This window comes from Streptomyces flavofungini, assembly GCF_041028215.1.
Classification (GTDB): Bacteria; Actinomycetota; Actinomycetes; order Streptomycetales; family Streptomycetaceae; genus Streptomyces; species Streptomyces flavofungini_B.
This window is the reverse complement of sequence record NZ_JASKYR010000617.1, coordinates 1-6,019: the sequence shown is the minus strand read 5'-3', so window position 1 is coordinate 6,019 and position 6,019 is coordinate 1. Positions and strand designations below refer to the sequence as shown.

The 6,019-nt window shown below is 75.0% G+C and carries 1 protein-coding gene and 1 pseudogene; both read right to left on the bottom strand.

The annotated features are described in order from the left end of the window. Nucleotides 1–4,411: pseudogene (locus AB8Z36_RS31060) on the bottom strand (beta-ketoacyl synthase N-terminal-like domain-containing protein); the annotation flags it as partial. Between the two features lie 366 nt (nucleotides 4,412–4,777). Beyond that, nucleotides 4,778–5,830 (bottom strand): GDP-mannose 4,6-dehydratase, encoded by a 1,053-nt coding sequence (locus AB8Z36_RS31055; protein WP_369216723.1) that lies wholly within the window; start codon nucleotides 5,828–5,830, stop codon nucleotides 4,778–4,780. Between the last annotated feature and the right edge of the window lie 189 nt (nucleotides 5,831–6,019).

Genomic DNA, 6,019 nt, shown 5'->3' with positions numbered 1-6,019 from the left:
CCCACTCGACGCGGACCGGGTCGCCGTCGCGCACCGTCGCCAGGSGCSGGCGGTCSCCGTCGGGCCAGAACGCCACGGTCCCGGGCTCGACGACCTGCTGGGCGCCGTCCTCGCGGGCGGCGCTCACGCCGGTGTCGAAGTAGACCTCCTCGCCCCAGGTGTGGGCGGTGGGGGCGAGGACGGCGCCCAGGCMGCCGGTGCCGCCGGTGATGACGACGGTGCCCTCGGGGTTCCAGGCGGCGGCGTCGGTGTCGCCGGGGCGGACCCGGGCGAGGCGGGCGCCGAGCACCGCACCGTCGCGCAGGGCGAGCTGCGGTTCGTCGGCGGCCAGGGCGGCGTTGAGCGCGGCGGGCGCGGCATCGGCGCGCGCGCCGGGGTCGAGGTCGAGCAGGCCGAAGCGGCCGGGGTGTTCGGTCTGGGCGGAGCGCACCAGGCCCCAGACGGCGGCGGCGGCCGGGTCGGTGATGCCGCTCTCCCCCGCGGCGACCGCGCCCCGGGTGACGAACACCAGGCGCGAGCCGTGCGGGGTGTCGGCGGCGAGCCACTCCTTGACCTGCCCGAGGACGTGCGCGGTGAGCGTGTGAACGGCGGCCGGGACCTCCTCACCCGCGCCCGTGACGGGGGCGAGCACCAGGGCGGGCGTGTCGGCGCCGGGGGTGCACGCGCTCAGCTCCGCCCCGGCGGCGGTGAGGGCGGCGCCCAGCTGGTACGGGTCGGCGCCGAGCAGGCCGACGGCGCCGGTGAGGGGGTCGCCCGCGGTGCCGGGCACCCGTACCCAGTCCAGGGCGAACAGGGCGTCCCGCTCCAGGGCGGAGGCGGCGGCGCCCCGGGCGTCGGGCGCGGAGCGCAGGACCAGGGAGCCGACCGAGGCGAGGGGCGCGCCGGTGGTGTCGGCGAGGGACAGGGCGACGGCGTCGTCACCGGCCGGGGTGATGCGCACCCGGGCCTCGGCGGCGCCGCTCGCGTGCAGGGTGACGTCCTGCCAGGCGAAGGGCAGCCCGCCGCGGGCGTCCTCGCCGAGCGGTGCGAGGGCGGTGGCGTGCAGGGCGGCGTCGAGCAGGGCGGGGTGCAGGCCGAAGGCGGTGGCGTCGGAGGCCGGTCCCGCGTCCAGGGCGACGTCGGCGAAGGTCTCGTCACCGCGCCGCCAGACGCCGCGCAGGCCGCGGAAGGCGGGCCCGTAGGAGAATCCGGCCTCGGCCAGACCGTCGTAGAAGCCGTCGAGCGCGACGGCCTCGGCGTCCGCGGGCGGCCAGACGGCGGCGTCGAACTCCGCCGTGTCCGCCGGGGACTGCGCACCGGGTGCCAGCGTGCCCGCGGCGTGCTGGGTCCAGGCCCTGTCCTCATCGCCGTCGGGGCGGGAGTACAGGTTCAGGGTGCGGCGGCCGGTCTCGTCGGGGCTGCCGATCCACACCTGGACCTGGACCCCGCCGTCCTCGGGCAGCGCGAGCGGCGCGGCCAGCGTGAGGTCCTCGACGCGTTCGCAGCCCACCTCGTCACCGGCGCGCACGGCCAGCTCAAGGAAGGCGGTGCCCGCCAGCAGGACGGTGCCGCGCACGGCGTGGTCGGCGAGCCAGGGGTGGGTGCGCACCGAGAGACGGCCGGTGAGGAGCAGGCCGTCGGAGTTGGCGAGGGTGACGGCGGCGGCCAGCAGCGGGTGGTGGGCGGCGCCGAGCCCGGCGGAGCGCATGTCGCCGGTGAGTCCGGTAACGCCCTTGGGCCAGAAGCGGCGGTGCTGGAAGGCGTAGGTGGGCAGGTCGGCGCGGGCGGCGCCGGTGCCGTCGAACCAGCCCTGCCAGCGCAGCGCGGCGCCGCGCAGGTACAGGCCGGTGGCGGCCTCGGTGAGGGCGGCGGCCTCGGGGCGGTCCTTGCGCAGCGAGGCCAGCACGGCGGCCTGCTCGTGCCCCTGGTCGTCGAGGACGGTGCGGGTGAGGGCGGCGAGCGTGGCGTCGGGGCCCAGTTCGAGGAAGAGTCCGGTGCCGTGTCCGGCGAGCCAGGAGACGCCGTCGGCGAAGCGCACCGCGTGCCGGACGTGGTCGGTCCAGTGGTCGGCGGAGGTGAGCTGCTCGACGGTGGCGGGCGCGCCGGTCAGGTTGGTGACGACCGGGATGGTGGGTGCCTGCGGGGAGAGCCCGGCGACGACCGCGCGGAACTCCTCCAGCATGGGCTCCATGAGCGGTGAGTGGAAGGCGTGCGAGACCCGCAGCCGCCGGGTGCGGCGGCCCAGGGCGGCGACGCGCGCGGCGATGTCCTCGACCGCGCCGGCCGCACCGGCGACGACGACGGCCGAGGGGCCGTTGACGGCGGCGACGGAGACCTGCCCGGGGTGGTCGGCGAGGAGCGGGGCGACCTCGTCCTCGGTGGCCTCCAGGGAGGCCATGGCGCCGCCCTCGGGCAGCGCCTGCATCAGCCGGCCGCGCGCCAGGACCAGGGTGCAGGCGTCCGCCAGGGAGAACACCCCGGCCACATGGGCGGCGGCGATCTCACCGACGGAGTGCCCGGCGAGGTGGTCCGCGCTGACGCCGAAGGACTCGACGAGGCGGTAGAGCGCCACTTCGAGGGCGAACAGCGCGGGCTGGGCGTACTCGGTGCGGTCGAGCAGAGCGGCCTCCGCGCTGCCCTCCTCGGCGAACATCAGCGAACGCAGCGGCCGGTCGAGCCCGGCGTCGAGGTGGCCGAGGATCTCGTCCAGGGCGTCGGCGAAGACGGGGAAGCGCGCGGACAGCTCGCGGCCCATGCCCGGACGCTGGGAGCCCTGTCCTGAGAAGAGCACCGCGAGCTTGGTGCGTCCGCGCACCTGGTGGGTGGTCAGGCCGGGGGCGTCCGCACCGGCGGCCAGCGCGGTGAGGGCGGCGACGGCGGTGTCCAGGCCGGTGGCGGTGAACGCCGCCCGGTGCTCGAAGGCGGAGCGGGTGGTGGCCAGCGCGTGGGAGACGTCCAGGGCGCGCGGCGCGGGGTGGGCGGTCAGGTGGTCGAGGAGCCGGGCGGCCTGGGCGCACAGCGCCTCGGGGGTGCGCCCGGAGAGCAGCCAGGGCAGTGCCCCCGCCTCGACGGCGGGCGCGTCCGCTGCCCCTTCGGGCTCGCCCGCCTCGGAGGGCCGCTCGGCCGGGGCCTCCTCGATGATGGTGTGCGCGTTGGTGCCGGACAGGCCGAAGGAGGAGATGCCCGCGCGGCGCGGCGCCCCGGGGGTGCGCGGCCAGGGGGCGGGCTCGGTGAGCAGCCGGACGGCGCCCTCGGTCCAGTCGACGTGGCTGGACGGCTGGTCCACGTGCAGGGTCCGGGGCAGCAGGTCGTSGCGCATCGCCATGACCATCTTGATGATGCCCGCGATGCCCGCGGCGGCCTGGGTGTGGCTGATGTTGGACTTCACCGAGCCGAGCAGCAGCGGGCGTTCGGGGTCGCGGCCCTGGCCGTAGGTGGCGAGCAGGGCCTSCRCCKCKWCGRSGTCGGCGGCGGTCAGCCGGGCGTTGACCAGGGCGGATTCGATGACGCGCCGCTGGGAGGGGCCGTTGGGGGCGGTCAGGCCGTTGGAGGCGCCGTCCTGGTTGACGGCCGAGCCGCGCACCACGGCGAGGACGTGGTGACCGTTGCGGCGGGCCTCGGAGAGCCGCTCAAGGACGAGCACGCCGACGCCTTCGGACCAGCCGGTGCCGTTGGCGGCGTCGGCGAAGGACTTGCAGCGGCCGTCGGCGGCGAGGCCGCCCTGCCGGGCGAACTCGACGAAGGTGGTGGGGCTCGCCATCACGGTGACGCCCGCGGCCAGCGCGAGGGAGCACTCCCCCGCGCGCAGCGACTGGGCGGCGAGGTGCACCGCGACCAGGGAGGAGGAGCACGCGGTGTCGACGGTCACGGCGGGCCCGACGGCGCCGAAGAAGTACGACAGGCGGCCCGACAGGATGCTCGTGGCGTTGCCGGTGAGCTGGAAGCCCTGTACGTCGTCGTCGGGGCCCACCCGGTAGTCCTGCGGCATGGCGCCGACGAACATGCCGGTGCGGCTGCCGCGCACCCCGGCGGGGTCGATGCCCGCGCGTTCGAACGCCTCCCAGCCGGTTTCGAGCAGAAGCCGCTGCTGGGGGTCCATGGACAGCGCCTCGCGCGGCGAGATGCCGAAGAAGTCCGGGTCGAAGGCGGGCGCGTCGTGCAGGAAGCCGCCCGCGAAGTCGGCGGGCCCGTCGCCGATGGCCGCCTCCCAGCCGCGGTCCTCGGGCATGCCGGTGATGCCGTCCTCACCGGCCGCCAGCATCCGCCACAGCTCCTCGGGGCTGCTGACGCCGCCGGGGTAGCGGCAGCTCATCCCGACGATCGCGATGGGCTCGGTGGCCGCCGCCTCCAGTTCACTCACCCGCTCCCGCGAGCGCTTCAGGTCAGCGCTGGCCCGCCGGAGGTAGTCCCGGAGCTTCTGTTCCTTGTCCATTTCAACGCAACCCATCTGGAAGAAGACCGGCGGACGGCTGACGATCCGACGTGGACACCGGAGTCCCGGGGCGGCCGTGGGGCGCCGGGACGTCGGGGGTGTCCGAAAAGGGGAGAACGAGTGGGGGCAGCACCACGGCGGTCCGCCCGGCGCGGTGGCTCACGCCTCGTCCACGCGCCTGCGGGAGCGGGTGGGGCACCGCGTCGCGGGCGGTGTTGCCGTGCACACGAATCCGCTGACCATGGGCACAGTCTGCGACGAGGTGTTTTTGGAATTCCCTAGTCTGTGCGGGCGGTTCGCGGCGGCCATCGTGGCCGCGCGTCCGCGGTGGGTGCGGGCCCGGCCGGGCCCGCACCCCTACGCCACCTACCAGGCGCCGCCGGAGCCGGTGGTCCCGGCGGTCAGCAGACGGCTGTAGTCCCGCTCGCGGGAGGCCTGGCGCAGGTCGGACTCGACCATCATGCGCATCAGCTCCTCGAAGTCGACCTCGGGCTTCCAGCCCAGCTCGCGGCGGGCGTTGCTGGAATCCGCGCAGAGCGTCTCGACCTCGGCGGGCCGCACGAGCCCGGGATCGACCACCACGTGGTCCCGCCAGTCCAGGCCGACGTGCTCGAAGGCGATGCGGGCGGCGTCACGCACCTTGTGCATGCTGCCGGTGCCCACCACGAAGTCCTCGGGCTCCTCCTGCTGGAGCATCAGGTGCATGGCGCGTACGTAGTCACCGGCGAAGCCCCAGTCGCGCTCGGCGTCGAGGTTGCCCAGGCTGAGCTTGTCCGCGAGCCCCAGCTTGATCTGCGCCACCGCCAGGGAGATCTTCCGCGTCACGAACTCGGCGCCGCGCCGGGGCGACTCGTGGTTGAACAGGATGCCCGAGACGCCGTACATCCCGTACGACTCGCGGTAGTTGCGGGTCATGTAGTGGCCGAACGTCTTGGCCACGCCGTAGGGGCTGCGCGGGTGCAGGAAGGTGGTCTCCCGCTGCGGGCTCTCCGCCACCTTGCCGTACATCTCCGAGGAGGATGCCTGGTAGAAGCGGATCTGCCCCCGGGGTGTGCCGCCGGAGGACTTGTTCAGGCCGGACACCATCCGAACGGCCTCCAGCATCCGCAGCACGCCGGTGCCGTTGACCTCGGTGACCAGCTCGGGCTGCTGCCAGGACATGGGGACGAACGAGATGGCCCCCAGGTTGTAGACCTCGTCGGGCTGGACCAGGTCCACGGCCGACACCAGGCTGCCCTGGTCCATGAGGTCACCGTCCACGAAGGACAGTTCGGGGATCAGTTTGGCTATCCGGTCCTTCCGGGGGTTGGCCTGGCCCCGGCAGAGCCCCCACACCTGGTAGCCCAGGCCGAGGAGGTGTTCCGCCAGGTACGAGCCGTCCTGTCCGGTGATTCCGGTGATGAGTGCGCGCTTGGACATCTTCCCTCTTTCCACCGCCACGGTGAGGACCGGTCGGGCGGAAGTCCGCGCCCGCGGGGCGGACTGGTCGACACCCAATGCGTTCCGCGCACGTCCGGCGGCGGGCTGGCCCGACGCCGAAGCACACGACGCACGGCCCCCCCCCCCCCCCCCCCCCCCCCACTCATCACCGGAATCACCGGACAGGAC

What these genes read in the sequence shown, in the direction of transcription:
- AB8Z36_RS31055 (WP_369216723.1), bottom strand. Translation starts at nt 5,830, where the DNA reads ATGTCCAAGCGCGCACTCATCACCGGAATCACCGGACAGGACGGCTCG.